Source organism: Curtobacterium sp. MCJR17_020 (assembly GCF_003234365.2).
Lineage (GTDB): Bacteria > Actinomycetota > Actinomycetes > Actinomycetales > Microbacteriaceae > Curtobacterium.
Window position 1 is genome coordinate 61,831 of sequence record NZ_CP126260.1, and the last position, 16,530, is coordinate 78,360.

The following is a 16,530-nucleotide window of genomic DNA, read 5'->3' on the forward strand; positions in this document are numbered from 1 at the left end:
ACGCAGATAACGGGGAAGGCTGAAATCCGCAATCCTCACACATGTCCCGGCTAGTTGAATGAGTGATCAGCGTGAGTATCAGCTCGTTCGATGTTGAAAAGATCGATCACCGGCCACTCGTCCGCTGGGTAGCTGGAGTGATAGGTGCATTCACTGGAATCCTCGCCATCATTGGATGGCCGCTCCCCATTGTTTCGGGGCGATACGTACAGAACGACGCATGGGAACGCACCTTGTCGTTGATTAACGCATGGTTGAACCATGCCGGTTGGAGAATGTCCGGGTCCTCGTGGTTTTGGAGCGGCATTTCAATTGCTGCGATCACTGGCGTGATCTTGACAATAAATCAACGTGATCTTGCCTGGCCCAAAAAATGGCTCGTGATCCTGATCCCGGGCGGACTTGTTGGTACTCTGGGCCCTCTATTCCAGATGCTCTTGGGTGTTCGGTGGTCGAATTACGCATCCGAGGACAATAGTCCCGTGGCTCTCGTGTATTTGATCAGCATGGTCGTCGTCATCGGTCTTCTCCTTCTGCGTGGTTGGGTGATGCGCATCCGGGATCAACCCGATGACGCCAATGCTACAAAGCGCTGATGAAAAGCTGATTCACCGCTCATTTCTCGGCCGAAACGCAGGGCCCCATCATGAGCGGATTGAGCACGCACTTCGTCGGCGCTGCTACACGGACGCCGCTTACCGGCACCTGACCGTACTGGGGTCAGCGACCCGCTTTGTTGAACTGCGGGACATGTGCCCAAAGGCACACAGCTGATGGGCCATACCTGGCAGTACGTCAACGTCCGGGGCGGCCCGACCGACGCTTTAAGAACAATCCCGCTCTTCCCGTCGTGCAATATGGCCAGCTCGATATCAGCACAGCGCAAGGCCTGTTCTGAAGCGCGCAATCCTCACGTGCCACCGCCCTCGACGAAGCTGGCTCACTCCTCGAAAAGGCACCACGCCGCCGCGATCACCGGCGGCATCGCAACTAGTTACGCGCCTGGGGAGGGGCGGTCGAGCAAGCCCATCGGCGGCAGAGCGCAAGGTGAAGGCGACGTCAATTAGGCGACACCTCGTGACGGCGCGGCCTGGCTCGGGGCCTCCGCACCGAGCCCGAGTCGTGGATTCTCTAGGATCGACCCATGTCCACGACCATGCCCGGCTTCGGGACGGAGCGCATCACGCAGCTCGGCCTGCGTGACCGCGTCTACGACCGGGTGCTCGAGGTCCTGATGGGCCACGACGTCGAACCCGGCATGCGACTGTCGATCGACGGGCTCGCCCGCACCCTCGGCGTCTCCCCGACCCCGGTGCGCGAAGCCCTCGTGCAGCTCGAACGCACCGGCCTCGTCACCCGTGAAGCGAACAAGGGCTACCGGGTCTCCCCGCCCCTGGCCGGCGACCAGCTCGAGGCGCTGTTCGACGCCCGACTCATCGTGGAGAGCGGCGCCGTCGAGCTCGCTGCGCGCGGTGACGTCGACGCCCTGCGGGAGCGGCTCGGCACAGCGCTCGACGAGCAGGCTGCGGTGGCCGACGAGGTCGCGGCGGTCGGTGCGGCTGAGGCGTCGGAGGAACTCATGGCCCGTTTCTTCCGCAGCGACTGGCAGTTCCACCAGCTGATCTTCGATGCCACGCGGAACCCGTTCCTCGAGGAGATGTCCGAGATCATCACGACGCGGGTGCACCGTATGCGGCAGATCGTCGAGGGTGGCGGGGACGACACCGACCGCGCCGTGCACGAGCACCGAGCGGTCGTCGACGCCCTCGCGGTCGGGCCGGCCGAAGCGGTCGCGGCGATGCGGCACCACATCGACGCCGTCCGGCTCCGGTCGCGCGAGGACGCTTCGCACACGAGCTGATCCCGTAGGGGTTGCGCTCTGTCGAGGTGCGAGTATCTTTCCTATAGGAAAGAGGTTCACTGTCGAACCCCGACATGCGAAGGAGCATTCCGTGAGCACACCGCAGGATTGGGTCGACCAGGATTGGGACCCCACCACCTGGACGTCGGACACCTGGCCGATCGCCGCCTGTCTGCACGGTTTCGCCCAGGTCACCCGCGACGGCACCGCGTTCCACGATGCCCCGGCCGAGGTCTGGGACGACGTGTTCGCACAGATCGCAGCCGCAGGGTTCTCGCTCGCTGAACTCGCCGACAGCCACATCCGCCCCGCGGACCTCGAGCGCTCCCGCCGCGACGAGCTGTTCGCCGTCGCGAAGGCGCACGGCATCGGGATCCCCTCGGTGCACCTGCAGCGCAAGAGCGTCATCCAGCCCGGGCACGAGGAGGACAACCTCGCCTACGCCCACCGCACCATCGACGCGGCGGCCGAGTGGGGCATGCAGGTGTTCTCGACGGGCCTGCACCAGCCGTTCACCGAGGCCCAGAAGCGCGCGCTGTGGTTCTGGACCGCGCAAGGCCCGAAGGACCCGGACGACCCCGAGGTCTGGAACGCGGCGGTCAAGCGCCTGCGTGAGCTCGGTGAGCACGCCGCGAGCGTCGGGCTGCCGATGGCCCTTGAGCTGTACGAGGACACCTACCTCGGCACCGCCGACAGCGCCGTGCGACTGGTCGAGGACATCGGGCTCGACAACGTCGGCTTGAACGCGGACGTCGCGAACCTCATCCGCCTGCACCGGCCGATCGAGGACTGGCGGGAGCTCTTCGCGAAGACCATGCCGCACACGAACTACCTGCACGTGAAGAACTACACGCGTGACGAGGCCGGCGACGGCAGCTGGGCGACGAGCGCTCCGAGCACCATGGAGACGGGCCTCATCAATTACCGCCAGGTCCTGCGCGACGCCGTCGCCGACGGGTTCCGCGGGATCGTCATGACCGAGCAGTACGGCGGGGACAGCCTCGGCGTCTGCGCCACGAACCAGCAGTACATCCGATCCGTCCTCGCGACGACGAAGCTCGACGCGCCGGCGACGGCGACGGCGACCCCGACTGCAGCAACCAGCACCGAAGGAGCAACCCGATGAGCACCCTCGACATCGCCGTCGTCGGATCCGGCTACATGGGCGGCGGGATCGCCCAAGTCCTCGCCCTCGCCGGCCACACCGTCCGGATCGCCGACGTCTCGGCCGAGATCGCCGCGTCCAACCGCGCCCGGCTCATCGCAGAGACCGAGCAGTTCGTCGCGGACGGCCTGTTCCCCGCGGACGCCGTGGCGCGCGTCGACGCGCACCTCAGCGCCGCCGCCTCCATCGAGGAAGCGGTCGCCACGGCCGACTTCATCGAGGAGGCGGTCCCCGAGAAGATCGAGATCAAGCACGCGACCCTCCGCCGCATCAGCGAGGCCGCCCGCCCCGACGCGATCATCGGCTCGAACACCTCGACGATCCTGATCGAGTCGCTGGCCGAGGCCGTCGTGGGCCCGGAGCGGTTCCTCGGCGTGCACTTCTCGAACCCGGCCCCGTTCATCCCCGGCGTCGAGCTCATCCCGCACCCGTCCACGAACGAGCACGCGATCGCCGTCGGCGAGACCGTCGTCGCCGCGACGGGCAAGCAGTCGGCGCGGGTGAAGGACTCGACCGGGTTCGTGCTGAACCGCCTGCAGTACGCGCTGTTCGAGGAAGCCACGAAGATCGCCGACGAGGGCATCGCCACCCCCGACGACATCGACACCATCGTGCGGACCACGTTCGGGTTCCGCCTGCCGTTCTTCGGCCCGTTCGCGATCGCCGACATGGCCGGTCTCGACGTCTACGCGTTCTGCTTCGAGTCGCTGCAGACCCGTTGGCCCGAGCGCTTCGCCACCCCGCCGTCGCTGCAGCAGCACGTCGACGCGGGCGAGCTCGGCACGAAGTCCGGCGCCGGGTACCTCGAGGTGCCGGCCGACCGGACGCCGGAACTCGTCGCCTACCGCAACAAGGCCTACGTCGCGATGCAGAAGCTGCTCGACGACCTCGGCCCGGCCCCGATCCACTGAGCGGCACGACGATGCGCAACGAACAGCAAACCGCCGTCCTCACCGGAGCGGCATCACCGCGTGGCATCGGTCGCGCCACCGCCCACCACCTGGCCGAGGCCGGATGGGACATCGGCATCATCGACCTCGACCAGACGGCCAGCGAACAGGTCGCCACCGAGATCCGCGAGCAGCACGGCGTCAGCGCGGTCGGCGTCGGCGCGAACGTCGCCGACGAGTCAGCGGTCCGGGCAGCGTTCGACACGATCGAGGCCGAACTCGACCCCATCGTCGCCCTCGTCAACCTGGCCGGCGTCTCGTCCGCGCACGCCTATCTCGACCTGCCCGAGGGGGAGTGGCACCGTGTGCTGTCGATCAACCTCGACGGCGTGCACTTCGCCAGCCTGCGGGCAGCGGAGTCGATGGTGCGGTCCGGCTACGGCCGCATCGTGAACCTGTCGTCGGTGTCGGCCCAGCGCGGTGGCGGCACCTTCAGCAAGACCCCGTACACGGTGGCGAAGGCCGGCGTGATCGGCCTGACCCGTGGCCTGGCCCGCGAGCTCGGCCCGCGCGGCGTCACCGTCAACGCCATCGCCCCCGGCCCGATCGACACCGACATCATGGGCGGCACCCTGACCGAGGAGCGCAAGACCGAGATGGCAGCGGACGGCGTGCTGCCGCGCATCGGCACCCCGCGGGACATCGCCGCGGCGATCGCGTACCTGATCAGCGAGGACGCCGGGTTCGTCACCGGCCAGACGCTCAACGTCGACGGCGGCCTGTACATGCACTAGAGCCGACCGGCCACGGATCGCGCGCCGTCCGCGCGACGCGATCCGTGCCTCCCGTCCGACAGGCCGAACGGCCAGACGGCCAGACGGCCACCAGGCCCGACCGCCGGACGCCCCGAAACCACACCGTGCTCGCAAAGGAGCGAACCCGTGTCACTTCCCCCTGCCCCCGCGCTCGGGTCGACGAACGACCCCGGCCTCAAGTCCGCCATCGGCAAGGCGACGAAGCACCTCATGCCGATGCTCGTCATCCTGTACTTCGTCGCGTTCCTCGACCGCACCAACGTCGGGTTCGCCGAAGAGGCCCTGAGCGTCGACCGCGGCATCTCCGACGCTGCGTTCGCCCTCGGCGCCGGCATCTTCTTCATCGGCTACGCGATCTTCGAGATCCCGTCGAACCTGCTGCTCAAGCGCTTCGGTGCCCGGTTCTGGCTCGCCCGCATCGCGGTCACGTGGGGCATCGTCGCCGCGCTGTTCGCCTTCACGACGAACGACACCATGTTCATCGTCCTCCGCTTCATCCTCGGTGTGACCGAGGCGGGGCTGTTCCCGGGCGTGATCATGTACCTGTCGGAGTGGTTCCCGAACAAGGTGCGCGTGCGGATGTTCGCGATCTTCTACCTGGCGCAGCCGTTCTCGCAGATGATCGGCGCCCCGTTGTCCGGCGGACTGCTGAGCTTCGGCGACCAGGCGACCCCGTTCCACGGCTGGCAGGTCATGTTCTTCGGCGAGGGGATCCTCGCGGTGCTCGCCGGCATCGCGGCCCTGGTGTTCCTGACGAACAGTCCGCAGCAGGCGAAGTGGCTCGAGCCGGGCGAGAAGCAGTCGCTCACGGCGGCGATGGCACGCGAGGACACCGCCCGCAGCGCGGACGGTCCGACGGGCATCTGGAAGGCCATGGCGAGCGGCCGGGTCTGGTACTTCACGATCATCTACTTCTGCCTGCAGGTCGCCGTGTACGGCACGACGTTCTACCTGCCGCAGCAGGTCTCCTCGCTGCTCGGGCAGGACGTCGGGTGGCAGGTCGGGCTCGTGACCGCTATCCCGTGGCTCGTCGGACTCGTCGCCTGCTACCTGGTCGGGTCGAAGGCGGACTCGGTCGGCCGTCGTCGTCGCTGGGGGACCATGTTCTACATCACGACCGGGCTCTCGATCCTCGGGTCGGCCTGGGCCGGTGCGAACGGGCAGCCGATCCTGGGCATCGTCTTCATCACGCTGGCGGTCGCGAGCTTCCTGGCCGTCGGCCCGATCACCTGGGCGTACCCGACGGCGTTCCTCACCGGGGCAGCCGCCGCGGCGGGCATCGGCCTGATCAACTCGCTCGGCAACCTGGGCGGGTTCGTCGCCCCGATCATGCGCACGGCGATCAACGAGGTGGTGCCGACCGACAGTGGTGCGTTCGGGATCGTCTCGCTCGGGGTCCTGGCGTTCGTCGCGGCCGTGATGATCTCCTGCACGAAGTTCTTCCGGGGGTCGAAGGCGGATGATCTCCTCGACACCTCGCATGTCCGCACCACGACGTCGAAGGAGACGAACGCGTGACCAGACTGTTCAACGACCCGGCGGACTTCGCCGACGAGGCGACCGACGGCTTCGTCGCCGCGAACGAACGATGGGTGCGGAAGGTGCACGGCGGCGTCGCCCGCGCCACCACCAGCCCCGACGGCACGGTCGCCGTCGTGATCGGTGGCGGCTCCGGCCACTACCCGGCGTTCGGTGGACTCGTCGGGCCGGGCCTGGCAGCCGGTGCCGCGATGGGCAACCTGTTCGCCAGTCCCAGCGCCCAGCAGGTCGCCGGCGTCGCACGGGCCGCCGAGCACGGCGGCGGCGTGCTGCTGAGCTACGGCAACTACGCCGGTGACGTCCTGAACTTCGACGCCGCGGCCCGCACGCTCGAGGCCGACGGCATCCCGGCCCGCACGGTCCGGGTCACCGACGACGTGGTGAGTGCGCCCGCGGACCGCCCGCAGGAGCGGCGTGGCATCGCGGGCGACCTCTGCGTCTTCAAGGTCGCCGGTGCCGCCGCCGAGCAGGGCCGCAGCCTCGACGAGGTCACGGCCGTCGCGGAGCGCGCGAACGACCGCACGCGGTCGTTCGGCGTCGCGTTCTCCGGGTGCTCGCTGCCCGGCGCCGACGAACCCCTGTTCACGGTGCCCGAGGGGCGGATGGCCATCGGCATGGGCATCCACGGCGAACGTGGAATCGACGAGACCGACGTGCCGACGGCGTCTGAGCTGGCGTCGCTGCTCGTGTCCCGACTGCTCGACGAGCTGCCGGAGAGCGTGACACCCGACGGCGCGCGCGTCGTCCCGATCCTGAACGGGCTGGGCAGCGTCAAGTACGAGGAGCTCTTCGTCGTCTACCGCTCGGTGCAGCAGCGGCTCGCCGACGCGGGGGTCGTCATCGTCGAACCCGAGGTCGGTGAACTCGTCACGAGCTTCGACATGGCCGGCGTCTCACTCACCCTGTTCTGGCTCGACGCCGAACTCGAGGAACTCTGGGCAGCGCCCGCGGACACCCCCGCCTACCGCAAGGGCGGCGCCGTCCCGCAGGAACGCGTCGACGCCTCCACCGTCGAAGCGGACGCCGAAGGAGTCGCCATCGGCGCAGCGAGCGACGACTCCCGCGCCGCGGGTGAGCGGTTCGCGGCCGGCTTCGCGGCCGTCCGCGCGCTCCTCGACGAGCACGCCGACGAGCTCGGACGGATCGACGCCGTCGCGGGTGACGGCGACCACGGCATCGGCATGCAGCGCGGCGCGCACGCCGCAGCGGCCGCAGCCGCGGACGCAGTAACCGCCGGCGCAGGTGTCGGTACCATCCTGCGGATCGCCGCAGACGCCTGGTCCGACAAGGCCGGTGGGACGTCCGGTGCGATCTGGGGAGCCGCCCTGGAGGCACTGGGTCGCGTCCTCGGGGACGACGAGCGTCCGTCAGCCGCCGCGGTCCAGAGCGCGGTGCACGCCGCCACCGAGGCCGTCCTCGCGTTCGGCGCGACCGTCGGCGACAAGACCATGGTGGACGCGCTCGTGCCGTTCGACGAGGTGCTCCGCACCCGGGTCGACGCGGGAGCGTCGCTCGCGGACGCCTGGGCCGACGCCGTCAGCGCCGCCCGCGAGGCCGCCGACGCCACCGCGTCGCTCGTGCCGAAGATGGGCCGCGCACGCACCCACGCCGAGCAGGCCGTCGGCACACCGGATCCCGGCGCGGTGTCGTTCGCGCTCATCGTGGAGACCGTCGCACCGTGATCACCATCGGGGTGTCGCTCAAGACGTACTTCTCGCACGCCCGGACCCTGGAGTGGGCCGCGGCTGTCGCGGAGATCGCCCGGCGGCACCCCGCGACGCGGTCGGGAGCGGCGACGCTGTTCGTGGCGCCGACGTTCCCGGCGCTCGTGCCCGTCCGCGACGTGCTCTCCGGGTCGGGAGTGCTCCTCGCTGCGCAGGACCTGTCGTGGGCCGACGAAGGAGCGTTCACCGGCGAGGTCTCCGGCACCGAACTGCGGGAGATCGGGGTCGACCTGGTCGAGATCGGGCACGCCGAACGACGCTCCCTGTTCCACGAGGACGACGCGACCGTCACCGCGAAGGTGCACGCGGCGTTCCGCAACCACCTGCGTCCGCTCCTCTGTGTCGGGGAGACGACCCGGGCCTCCCATCCGGGTGCAGCGGAAGCGGTGGCGGAGGTGACCGCGCAGCTCGACCGCAGTGTCTCGACTGCAATCGCTGACGGACTGGCCGGGGCGCTGACCGTCGCCTACGAACCGGTGTGGGCCATCGGCGCGCCAGCGCCGGCGCCGGACGACCACATCGTGGCGGTGCTCGCGGGGATCGAGGAGCACCTCGGCACGCGACCCGAGCTGCGCGGGAGCACCGTGCTGTACGGGGGCAGCGCCGGGCCCGGTCTGCTCACCCGTGGGCAGGGGCGGATCGGCGGCCTGTTCCTCGGTCGGTTCGCGCACGACCCGGCTGCGGTCGAGGCGATCCTCGACGAGGTCGCAGCGCTCGACCTCGGCGGCCTTGAATAGGCATACCTTTCAAGCGTCTCGGGTGCCCGCCAGCCCGTGGTCGTGCGCGTAGACCACGAGCTGCACGCGGTCACGGAGCGAGAGCTTGCCGAGGATGCTCGAGATCTGGGTCTTCACGGTCGACTCGGTGACGTACTCCTTCGTCGCGATCTCGGCGTTCGAGAGCCCGCGCGACGCCCAGCCGAACACCACGCGCTCTCGCTCGGTCAGCGCCTGGAACTCGGGTGGCTGCGGCGCCGGTGCCCTCGCGACGTCGGCCCCGAACAGCTGCGCGAGGTCGTTCGGCGCGATGACGGAACTGCCCTCGTGGACCGCCCGGACCGCCGCGAACAGGAACGTCGGGGTGGCGTCCTTGAGCAGGAACCCGCTCGCACCGAGCCGGATCGCGGTCGCGGCGGCGGGGTCGAGGCCGAACGTGGTGAGCACGACGACGCGGGGGAGTGGGCCCTCGACGGCGCCGGAGAACAGCTGGCGGACGGTCTCGACGCCGTCCATGCCGGCCATGCGCATGTCGAGCAGCATCACGTCGGGTCGGAGTTCCTGGATGCGGGCGAGGGCCTCGGCGCCGTCCGCGGCCTCGCCCACCACCTGCATGTCGTCCTGGGCGTCGAGCACCACGCGCAGACCGGCGCGGAACAGCGCCTGGTCGTCGGTGAGCAGGATCCTGATCGGTTCGGTCATCGGACGGGTCCCCCTTGGACGTCGAACGGGATGCGGGCGCGTGCGGCGAACACGTCGTCCAGCGCGGCGGCGTCGAACGACCCGCCGAGTGCGGTGAGACGGGTGTGCATGCCGTCGATCCCCCGGCCGGAGCCCCCGGTGGTGCCGTCGCCGACGACGTTCTCGACCTCAAGCACGACGTCGGCGCTCCGCCAGGTCTCGCGGACCACGACGGGCAGCCCTGGAGCGCCGTGCCGGAGCGCGTTGGTGAGCATCTCCTGCAGCACGCGCCGTGCTGCCGTGCCGGTGTCCGGGCGGAGCGGGACGGGGACGCCGCGCACCGTGCGGTCGACGTCGACTCCGGCGTCGCGGATGCCCTGCACGATCTCCTCGAGCGAGCCGGGATCGGTCGTCTCCCCGGACCCGTCGATGTGCCCCAGGACCTGCCGGACCTCGAGCAGCGAGCTGCGGGCGGTGCTGGCGATGGTGGCGCTGACCTCGCGGATGCGGGCCTCGTCGGCCAGGAACGGCACCGAGTCGGCCTGCGCGATGATCACCGCGAGCGAGTGGCCGACGACGTCGTGCACGTCACGGGCGATGTCCGCGCGGATGCGCTCGGACTCCGCGACGTCGATGGCACGGGTGGCGGTCGCCTCGGCCTCGGTGGCGACGGCCTCGGCGCGCGACGCGGCAGCTTCTGCGTCGGCTCGACGGACGGATTCGCGGTCGCGCGACCGGAAGGCCCGGACGGCGACCCCGCCCGCCCACACCCCGAGGAGCGCGGCGACCGGTGCGGCCATCGCGAGGAACGCCTGGTCGCGGGGGCCGTTGAGCAGCACCAGGTACCGGAAGCCGGTGACGGCGAGGTAGAACGTCGCGCCGACGCCCGCGACGAGCGCGAGCACCCCGGAGAGGATGACCTCGGTCCGGGTGCCGACCACGGCCGCGGTGCCGATGACGACGAAGATGGCGAGGTCGACGAGCGACGGGCGCTCGCCACCGCCCACCTGGATGATCCCGAGGACGACCACCATCAGCATCGCCGCCGACGGGGAGACCCGACGCAGGGCGATCGCGCCGGCGGCGGCGAGCACCGCGAAGAAGCTCGCGTGCTCGAGCTCGACCTCGATCGGCAGCAGGAAGACGAACGCCGCCAGGACCGCCCACGCCACGTCGACGACGATCGAACGGGTGGCGAGCGGCCGGATGAACGTGCGCCGGTCCGTCACGGCTCGATCATCGCATGCCGCCCGCGCCGGGCGGCGTGCACCGTCGTCACGCGCCCGGGGTCATGGCGGCGAGGGCGATGACGGTCGTGGCGACGATCGCGGCACAGAGCAGCAGCGTGGCGATGGTGTGTTTCGTCGAGGACTCCATGTCACCAGACTCGCGGTCCGGAGTCGCCGGGGCATCGGGCGCAGGAGCGAAGCGCTTCGTCCCTGCGGGTGAAGCGAGGGCGAGCACTCGGTCCTCGGGATCAGACCACGACGGAGCCCCGCTGGCGGTGCGCGATCGAGACGGACTCGCCGGACACCGCGCTGAGCGGCGACGACAGGAACGCGATGAGGTCGGCGATCTGCTGCGGTGTCGAGTCGCCGGGGCCCCCTGGACGGACCTCGGCGGACGGGGTGTTCGTCACGGTCCCGGGGTTGACGACGTTCACCGTGACCCCGGTGCCCGCCACGTCGTCGGCCAGGTTCTTCGCGATGACGCTCACCGCCGTGTTCCGGAGTGACGCCGTGATGTTGCCGGAGAAGTAGGCGTTCTGCCCGCTCACCACGACCACCCGGCCGAACCCGGCCTCGCGCTGGGCGGGGAGCACGGCGTTCGCGACGCGGAGGAACCCGAGCGCCTTGCCGTCGATCGCGTCGAGGACCTGCTCCGGGTCGGACTTCCGGGCCGGGTCGAGGGTGCTCGCGCTCGGGGCAGCGGTCACGACGAGCACGTCGATGCGCCCGTGCCGCTCGAGGACGGCGGCGATGCCCGCGTCCACCGACTCCTGCGAGGCGGTGTCGATCGACACGCTGTCGTCGGAGTCGTGGGCGCTGCGGGACGCGACGACGACGGTCGCCCCCTCGGCCCGGAGGCGGTCGGCGACTGCGGCACCGATGTACCCCTTGCCTCCGACGACGAGTGCGACACGGTTCTTGAGTTCGAGGTCCACGCGCCCACGCTATGCCTGAAGGCCCGGGGGCGTGACGGCCCGCCGGCCTGCGGACGTGACGACCTGCCGCGCTCCGGACACGACGACGGCGGACGACCGGACCGAGGTCCAGCCGTCCGCCGTCGGCCTCGTCAGTACCGTGCCCGTCAGCGGTCGGGAACGCCTACCGGGCTGAGGTCGCGGATCCCTGCCGTGTCGGTGCCGACCGGCTCGGATGTCCGGAACAGCCCCGAGTAGGCACGGGTGGCGCTCCACCCGGCGATGACCGCGACCGTCCCCACCAGGCTCGCGACCCACGGGAGCACGGCCGAGTGCTCCCACGCGCCGGGTGCGACCAGCCAGGCGAGGAAGTTGCCCGTCAGTCCGCCGGTCAGGCCCAGGAGCATCGCCACCGGGCGGTCGAGGCTCGTACGGGTCAGGGCGACGGTCACCGCGACGACCGCCACGAGGGCGTTCACGAGGTCGGCCACGGCCGGCCCCCTCAGCGCGCGGAGTCGCCCGCCGCGACGGCGAGCTGCTCGCGACCCGCGCCGACGTCCACCGCGATCTTCCGCGGCTTCGCCGACTCCTTGACGGGCAGGGTGACACTCAGGACACCGTTGTCGTACCCGGCCGTGATGCGCTCGGCGTCGAGACCGTCACCGAGCGTGAGCTGGCGGACGAACGAGCCGGGCTGCCGCTCGCGCGTGATCCACTGCGACCCCTCGGGGGCGCCGAGGGTGCGCTCGGCGCGGATCGTCAGCACGGAGCCGTCCACGTCGATGTCGATGGAGCCCGGATCGACTCCGGGCAGGTCGACGTCGAGCACGTAGTGGTCACCCGTGCGGTACAGGTCCATCGGCATCGAACGCGGCCCGGCACCGGCCCCGGCGAGGAGGGAACCGGCGAGTCGGTCGAGCTCGCGGAACGGATCGAAGTTCATCGTCATCGGAAAATCAACTCCTTCGTGGTTCTCGTTGAGTCCCCTCGACTCAACTGCCTCCGTTTTAGCACTCGACCCTGGCGAGTGCCAAAAGTGTGCTCAGAGCTCGCCGAGAACCTCACCCGAGCAGCGGTTCGAGCCGGCTCACCGCCCGGCGCAGGTGCACCAACGCGTCGCCCGGCGACGACACCCGGGCAGCCGGCGCCGACAGGGTCAGGCCCGCCACGAGCTCTCCGCGCTCGCCCCGGACGGGCAGCGCCAGGCACCCGAACCCCGCCGTGAACGCGCCGACCTGGTGCACCGGTCCGAGGCCCCCTTCGGCGTGCAGCCGCCCCATCGCACTCGACCCGGGAGTCGCCCGCAGTGCGGCTTCGTCGAGCAGGGGGAAGTCCGGGTCGACGTCGATGTCGCGCACACCGGCGGCGTCGTAGCGCGCCAGGTGCACGCCCGCCCGGACGGCGGAGCGGACGTCGGCGAGCACCGACCGCACGGCCCGGGGCAGCGGAGCGAGCGTCGGCGCGGGCGACACCCCGGCCAGGTCGGCGACCTTGTGGCCGAGGGCGAAGCCGCGCAGGTCCGGCAACCGGACGAGGTACTCGTCCTCGACGAGCAGGGTGATGAGCCGGTAGGTGGTGGCCCGCGGCATCCCGAGGGCCTCCGAGATCTGCTGGGCGGTGACGCCCGGTCCCGCGTGCGCGGCGGCCTCCAGCACCGCGAGGGCGTTCTGGATCGCCTTCGGTTGCCGCGCGCGGAGTCCGGGTTCGCTCACCGCACCTCCGCCTGGTGGCCGGTTCCGGCGGACGGACGGGAGGCCCCCAGCAGGTCCGCCTCGACCGGCACGTCGTACACGGCGCGGCTCCGACCCCGCCGCCAGGGTCGCCGACGCGTGGCCACCAGGAACGCGACCACCACCGCGGCGACCGTCCCGACGGCGAGGGCGACGGCCGGCCAGCGGGACGACGCGGCCTCGACCCCGAGGTAGGTGAGCAGGACGGCGGTCAGCAGGACCCCGGTCGTGACGGCGACGACCGCGACACCCGCCGTCAGCTCACCGATGCGCCGCAGGAACACCGGGGCCGCGAAGCACGTCAGGGCGTACGCCGCGATGTACCCGAGGGCGGCGACGACGAGCTCGGCCTCCATCAGCGTCCACGTCGGGATCCCGCCCGCCAGGCCGAGGACCGGCAGCACCGTGAGCACGCCGCACGCGACCGCGCCGGCCACGAACGGGGTCCGGAAGCGAGGCGACGCCCGACCGAGCACCCGGGGCAGGACCCCTTCGCGGCCCATCGCGAACAGGACCCGCACGAGCGCGGTGGTCGAGGCGATCGCGCACGCCGCGAACGACGCCGCGATCCCGAGGTCGAGCGCCCACCCGATCCACTGCATGCCGAAGGCGTTCGCCAGCTCGTTGACGGGTGAGGCGCTCGACGCCAGGTCGGCGCCCACGGCGGCGAACCCCATCTGCTGGGCCGCAGCGCTGACCACGTAGAGCACCCCGGCGACCAGGACGGTCCACGAGATCGCGCGGGGGATCGCCTGGAACGGGCGCCGGGCCTCCACACCGAGCACCGACGCGCTCTCGAACCCGACGAACGCGGTCACGGCGAGGGCGGTGCCGACCGCGAACGACGCCGGCTGCGTCGGCCCGAGGGCGACGGCGGAGGCGTCTGCCGGGTGCAGGCGCGCGACCAGTGCGACGATCAGGACCACGATGACCGCGACCGACAGCGACTCCACGAGCAGGGTCAGCCGGGTCGACAACCGGACCCCGAGCGCGATCACCGCGAAGACGGCCGCGCCCATCACCAGCACGACGACGATCGTGACCAGGGCGTCGTCGCCGGCGGCCGGAACGAAGCGGGACAGCAGGTAGTCGAGGTAGTAGCCGCTGCCGGTGAGCGAGAACATCGCGATGAAGCCGTACCCGAGCAGGAGTGCTGCGCCCGCGACGACCCCGGCGACCGGGCCGAGCCCGAGCGAGACGTAGGTGTAGAGCGAGCCGGTACCGGCGACGCGTCGGACGAACTGGTTCACCGTCCGCCCGACCAGGAACGACAGCGCCATCGCAGCCAGCAGCGACCACGTGGCCCCCTGGCCGGCGACCGTCGCGACGAGGACCGGGATCGTCGTCGCGGCGGCGGACGGTGCCACGGCCGACACCGACTGGGCGAGGACGTCGACCGGGCCGATGCTCCGCCGCGACAACCCGTCGACGGGGGAGCGCGTGCCGACGCCGGGCACCCGTGGCGGGTCGGCGATGGCTCGGTCGAGCGCGGTCATGCGGCAACCGTAGGGCTGCGTCGTTGCGCCCGTGTCTCGGTGGTGTTTCGACGGGGTCTCACGCAAACGAGACGCCTCCGACGAGCACGTCCCATTCGGCGGCGACAGGGCTTCACGTCGGTGGAACGGCACTGCAACGGCGGCACGGGACCGTGGTCACACCCAGCACCACCACCTGCGATCCCCACCCACCCCGTCCCACCCGAACCGGAAGGCCACGATGTCCAGCATCACGAAGGACCCCGCGTCACTCGGAGCCGCACCCGCGCCGCAGCGGACCATGCGCGGCTCGCTCGGCGTCACCGCGATCGTGTTCATGGTCGTCGCGGCCGCCGCCCCGCTCACCGTCGTCGGCGGCGCCGCCCCGCTCGGCATGCTGCTCGGCAACGGCGTCGGGTTCCCGTCGCTCTACGCCGCGTCGGCCGTCGTGCTGCTGCTCTTCTCGGTGGGCCTGGCGGCGATGACCCGGCACGTGCCGCGGCCGGGCGCGTTCTTCACGTTCGTCGGGCACGGGCTCGGTCGTCCGGCCGGCGCGGGAGCCGCCACGCTGGCCCTCCTGACGTACACGACCATCCAGGTCAGCGTGCACGGCTACATCGGGTACCTGCTCGGCGTCACCGTCACGGGTCTCGGCGGACCGGACATCCCCTGGTACGTCTGGTCCCTGGTCGTCGTGGCCCTGGTCGGGATGCTCGGCTACCGGCACATCGACCTGTCGAGCAAGGTGCTCGGCGTGATGCTCGTCGGCGAGGTCGGCATCGTGCTCGTCCTGGTCGCCGCGATCGTGTTCCGCGGCGGAGCCGACGGCCTGTCCCTCGCACCGTTCGAGCCGACCCAGATCATGTCCGGGTCGCCCGGCGTCGGGCTGATGTTCGCCATCGCCGCGTTCATCGGGTTCGAGGCCACCGCGATCTTCCGCGACGAGGCGAAGGACCCGGAGCGGACCATCCCCCGTGCGACGTACACGGCCGTGATCGGCATCGGCGTCTTCTACACGCTCGCGTCGTGGGGGCTCGTGATGGCCTGGGGCCCCGACGGCATCCTCGCCGAGGTCGCGAAGGACCCCGGATCGCTCATCCTCACCACCGCCGCGCAGTACATCGGCAGCGCGGGGGAAGCCGTGCTCAACGTGCTGCTGCTGACGAGCATGTTCGCCTGCGTCCTGTCGTTCCACAACGTGATCACCCGGTACCAGCACTCGATGGCGAACGCGTCGCTGCTGCCCGGCCGGCTCGGCGACGTGCACCGGAAGCACGCGTCCCCGCACACCTCGAGCCTGGTGCAGACCGTCACCGCCGCCGTGCTGATGGTGCTGTTCGCGGTGCTCGGCCTCGACCCGGTGCTGCAGGTGTTCAGCTGGTTCGCCGGCGTCGCCACCCTGGGCGTCGCGATCCTGATGGCCGCGACGAGCCTCGCCGTGATCGTGTACTTCCGCCGCAACCCCGGTGACCGGCGGGTCTGGAACACCATCGTCGCGCCCGTCCTCGGGTTCCTCGGGCTCGTCGCCGCCGCTGTCCTGATCTGGGTGAACTTCCCGACGCTCGTCGGCGACGTCGACGCCTCGGGCGCGAGCGTCTTCGGCGTCGTGAGCATCGTGCTCACCGGCCTGGTCGTCGTCGTTCCCGTCATCGGCGTGGTGCAGGCGGTGGTGCTGCGACGCCGCAGCCGGAGCCGCTACGAGCAGATGCTCGACCGTCTCGCCACCGAGAGCTGACCCGCCGGGCGCACCACGCGCCTCCCGGCCGAACCGACCTGACCCGACGCACGACG

16 protein-coding genes are annotated in these 16,530 nt (G+C 70.8%); 9 read left to right on the top strand and 7 right to left on the bottom strand.

The window, feature by feature from the left end; translation table 11 throughout:
* Positions 1-71: 71 nt before the first annotated feature.
* The 8 genes from DEJ14_RS00280 to DEJ14_RS00315 all read left to right on the top strand — a co-directional run bounded on the left by DEJ14_RS00280 (position 72) and on the right by DEJ14_RS00315 (position 8,731).
* Positions 72-596, top strand: coding sequence for a hypothetical protein (locus tag DEJ14_RS00280; protein ID WP_146249658.1), 525 nt, complete (start codon positions 72-74; stop codon positions 594-596).
* A gap of 548 nt (positions 597-1,144) precedes the next feature.
* Positions 1,145-1,861, top strand: coding sequence for a GntR family transcriptional regulator (locus DEJ14_RS00285; RefSeq protein WP_111083725.1), 717 nt, complete (start codon positions 1,145-1,147; stop codon positions 1,859-1,861).
* A 91-nt stretch (positions 1,862-1,952) separates the two neighbouring features.
* Positions 1,953-2,987, top strand: coding sequence for a sugar phosphate isomerase/epimerase family protein (locus tag DEJ14_RS00290; protein WP_111083726.1), 1,035 nt, complete (start codon positions 1,953-1,955; stop codon positions 2,985-2,987).
* Complete coding sequence (locus tag DEJ14_RS00295) at positions 2,984-3,937, top strand: 3-hydroxyacyl-CoA dehydrogenase family protein (protein ID WP_111083727.1); 954 nt, start codon at positions 2,984-2,986, stop codon at positions 3,935-3,937. The genes DEJ14_RS00290 and DEJ14_RS00295 overlap by 4 nt, the downstream gene beginning before the upstream one ends.
* An 11-nt stretch (positions 3,938-3,948) precedes the next feature.
* Positions 3,949-4,710 carry an SDR family NAD(P)-dependent oxidoreductase gene (locus DEJ14_RS00300; RefSeq protein WP_111083728.1) on the top strand — a complete coding sequence of 254 codons (762 nt, stop codon included), beginning with the start codon at positions 3,949-3,951 and terminating at the stop codon, positions 4,708-4,710.
* A gap of 147 nt (positions 4,711-4,857) precedes the next feature.
* Positions 4,858-6,249, top strand: coding sequence for an MFS transporter (locus DEJ14_RS00305; RefSeq protein ID WP_111083729.1), 1,392 nt, complete (start codon positions 4,858-4,860; stop codon positions 6,247-6,249).
* Entirely contained in the window at positions 6,246-7,952 is a 1,707-nt protein-coding gene (locus tag DEJ14_RS00310) for a dihydroxyacetone kinase family protein (RefSeq protein WP_111083730.1), read from the top strand. Before DEJ14_RS00305 ends, DEJ14_RS00310 begins: the two co-directional genes overlap by 4 nt.
* Positions 7,949-8,731: a triose-phosphate isomerase family protein gene (locus tag DEJ14_RS00315; RefSeq protein WP_111083731.1), complete on the top strand. Its 783-nt coding sequence runs from the start codon at positions 7,949-7,951 to the stop codon at positions 8,729-8,731. Before DEJ14_RS00310 ends, DEJ14_RS00315 begins: the two co-directional genes overlap by 4 nt.
* A gap of 9 nt (positions 8,732-8,740) precedes the next feature.
* Here DEJ14_RS00315 and DEJ14_RS00320 read toward each other — a convergent pair whose 3' ends face one another.
* The 7 genes from DEJ14_RS00320 to DEJ14_RS00350 form a co-directional block, all read right to left on the bottom strand.
* Complete coding sequence (locus DEJ14_RS00320) at positions 8,741-9,412, bottom strand: response regulator (RefSeq protein ID WP_111083732.1); 672 nt, start codon at positions 9,410-9,412, stop codon at positions 8,741-8,743.
* Positions 9,409-10,620 carry a sensor histidine kinase gene (locus tag DEJ14_RS00325; RefSeq protein WP_111083733.1) on the bottom strand — a complete coding sequence of 404 codons (1,212 nt, stop codon included), beginning with the start codon at positions 10,618-10,620 and terminating at the stop codon, positions 9,409-9,411. The genes DEJ14_RS00320 and DEJ14_RS00325 overlap by 4 nt, the downstream gene beginning before the upstream one ends.
* Positions 10,621-10,868: 248 nt before the next feature.
* Positions 10,869-11,555, bottom strand: a complete 687-nt coding sequence (locus DEJ14_RS00330) for an SDR family NAD(P)-dependent oxidoreductase (RefSeq protein ID WP_111083734.1) — start codon at positions 11,553-11,555, stop codon at positions 10,869-10,871.
* A 146-nt stretch (positions 11,556-11,701) separates the two neighbouring features.
* On the bottom strand, positions 11,702-12,025 hold the full coding sequence (locus tag DEJ14_RS00335; RefSeq protein ID WP_111083735.1) for a hypothetical protein: 324 nt from the start codon (positions 12,023-12,025) through the stop codon (positions 11,702-11,704).
* Positions 12,026-12,036: 11 nt separating this feature from the next.
* Positions 12,037-12,483 carry an Hsp20/alpha crystallin family protein gene (locus tag DEJ14_RS00340; RefSeq protein WP_111083736.1) on the bottom strand — a complete coding sequence of 149 codons (447 nt, stop codon included), beginning with the start codon at positions 12,481-12,483 and terminating at the stop codon, positions 12,037-12,039.
* A 112-nt stretch (positions 12,484-12,595) separates the two neighbouring features.
* Positions 12,596-13,246, bottom strand: coding sequence for a helix-turn-helix domain-containing protein (locus DEJ14_RS00345; RefSeq protein ID WP_258373143.1), 651 nt, complete (start codon positions 13,244-13,246; stop codon positions 12,596-12,598).
* Positions 13,243-14,760 (bottom strand): APC family permease, encoded by a 1,518-nt coding sequence (locus DEJ14_RS00350; RefSeq protein WP_111083737.1) that lies wholly within the window; start codon positions 14,758-14,760, stop codon positions 13,243-13,245. The genes DEJ14_RS00345 and DEJ14_RS00350 overlap by 4 nt, the downstream gene beginning before the upstream one ends.
* 220 nt (positions 14,761-14,980) lie before the next feature.
* Here DEJ14_RS00350 and DEJ14_RS00355 point away from each other — a divergent pair, with 220 nt between their 5' ends.
* Positions 14,981-16,474, top strand: a complete 1,494-nt coding sequence (locus DEJ14_RS00355) for an APC family permease (RefSeq protein WP_111083738.1) — start codon at positions 14,981-14,983, stop codon at positions 16,472-16,474.
* Positions 16,475-16,530 lie beyond the last annotated feature (56 nt).

What these genes read in the sequence shown, in the direction of transcription:
- DEJ14_RS00285 (WP_111083725.1), top strand. Translation starts at nt 1,145, where the DNA reads ATGTCCACGACCATGCCCGGCTTCGGGACGGAGCGCATCACGCAGCTC.
- DEJ14_RS00295 (WP_111083727.1), top strand. Translation starts at nt 2,984, where the DNA reads ATGAGCACCCTCGACATCGCCGTCGTCGGATCCGGCTACATGGGCGGC.
- DEJ14_RS00300 (WP_111083728.1), top strand. Translation starts at nt 3,949, where the DNA reads ATGCGCAACGAACAGCAAACCGCCGTCCTCACCGGAGCGGCATCACCG.
- DEJ14_RS00320 (WP_111083732.1), bottom strand. Translation starts at nt 9,412, where the DNA reads ATGACCGAACCGATCAGGATCCTGCTCACCGACGACCAGGCGCTGTTC.
- DEJ14_RS00340 (WP_111083736.1), bottom strand. Translation starts at nt 12,483, where the DNA reads ATGACGATGAACTTCGATCCGTTCCGCGAGCTCGACCGACTCGCCGGT.
- DEJ14_RS00350 (WP_111083737.1), bottom strand. Translation starts at nt 14,760, where the DNA reads ATGACCGCGCTCGACCGAGCCATCGCCGACCCGCCACGGGTGCCCGGC.
- DEJ14_RS00355 (WP_111083738.1), top strand. Translation starts at nt 14,981, where the DNA reads ATGTCCAGCATCACGAAGGACCCCGCGTCACTCGGAGCCGCACCCGCG.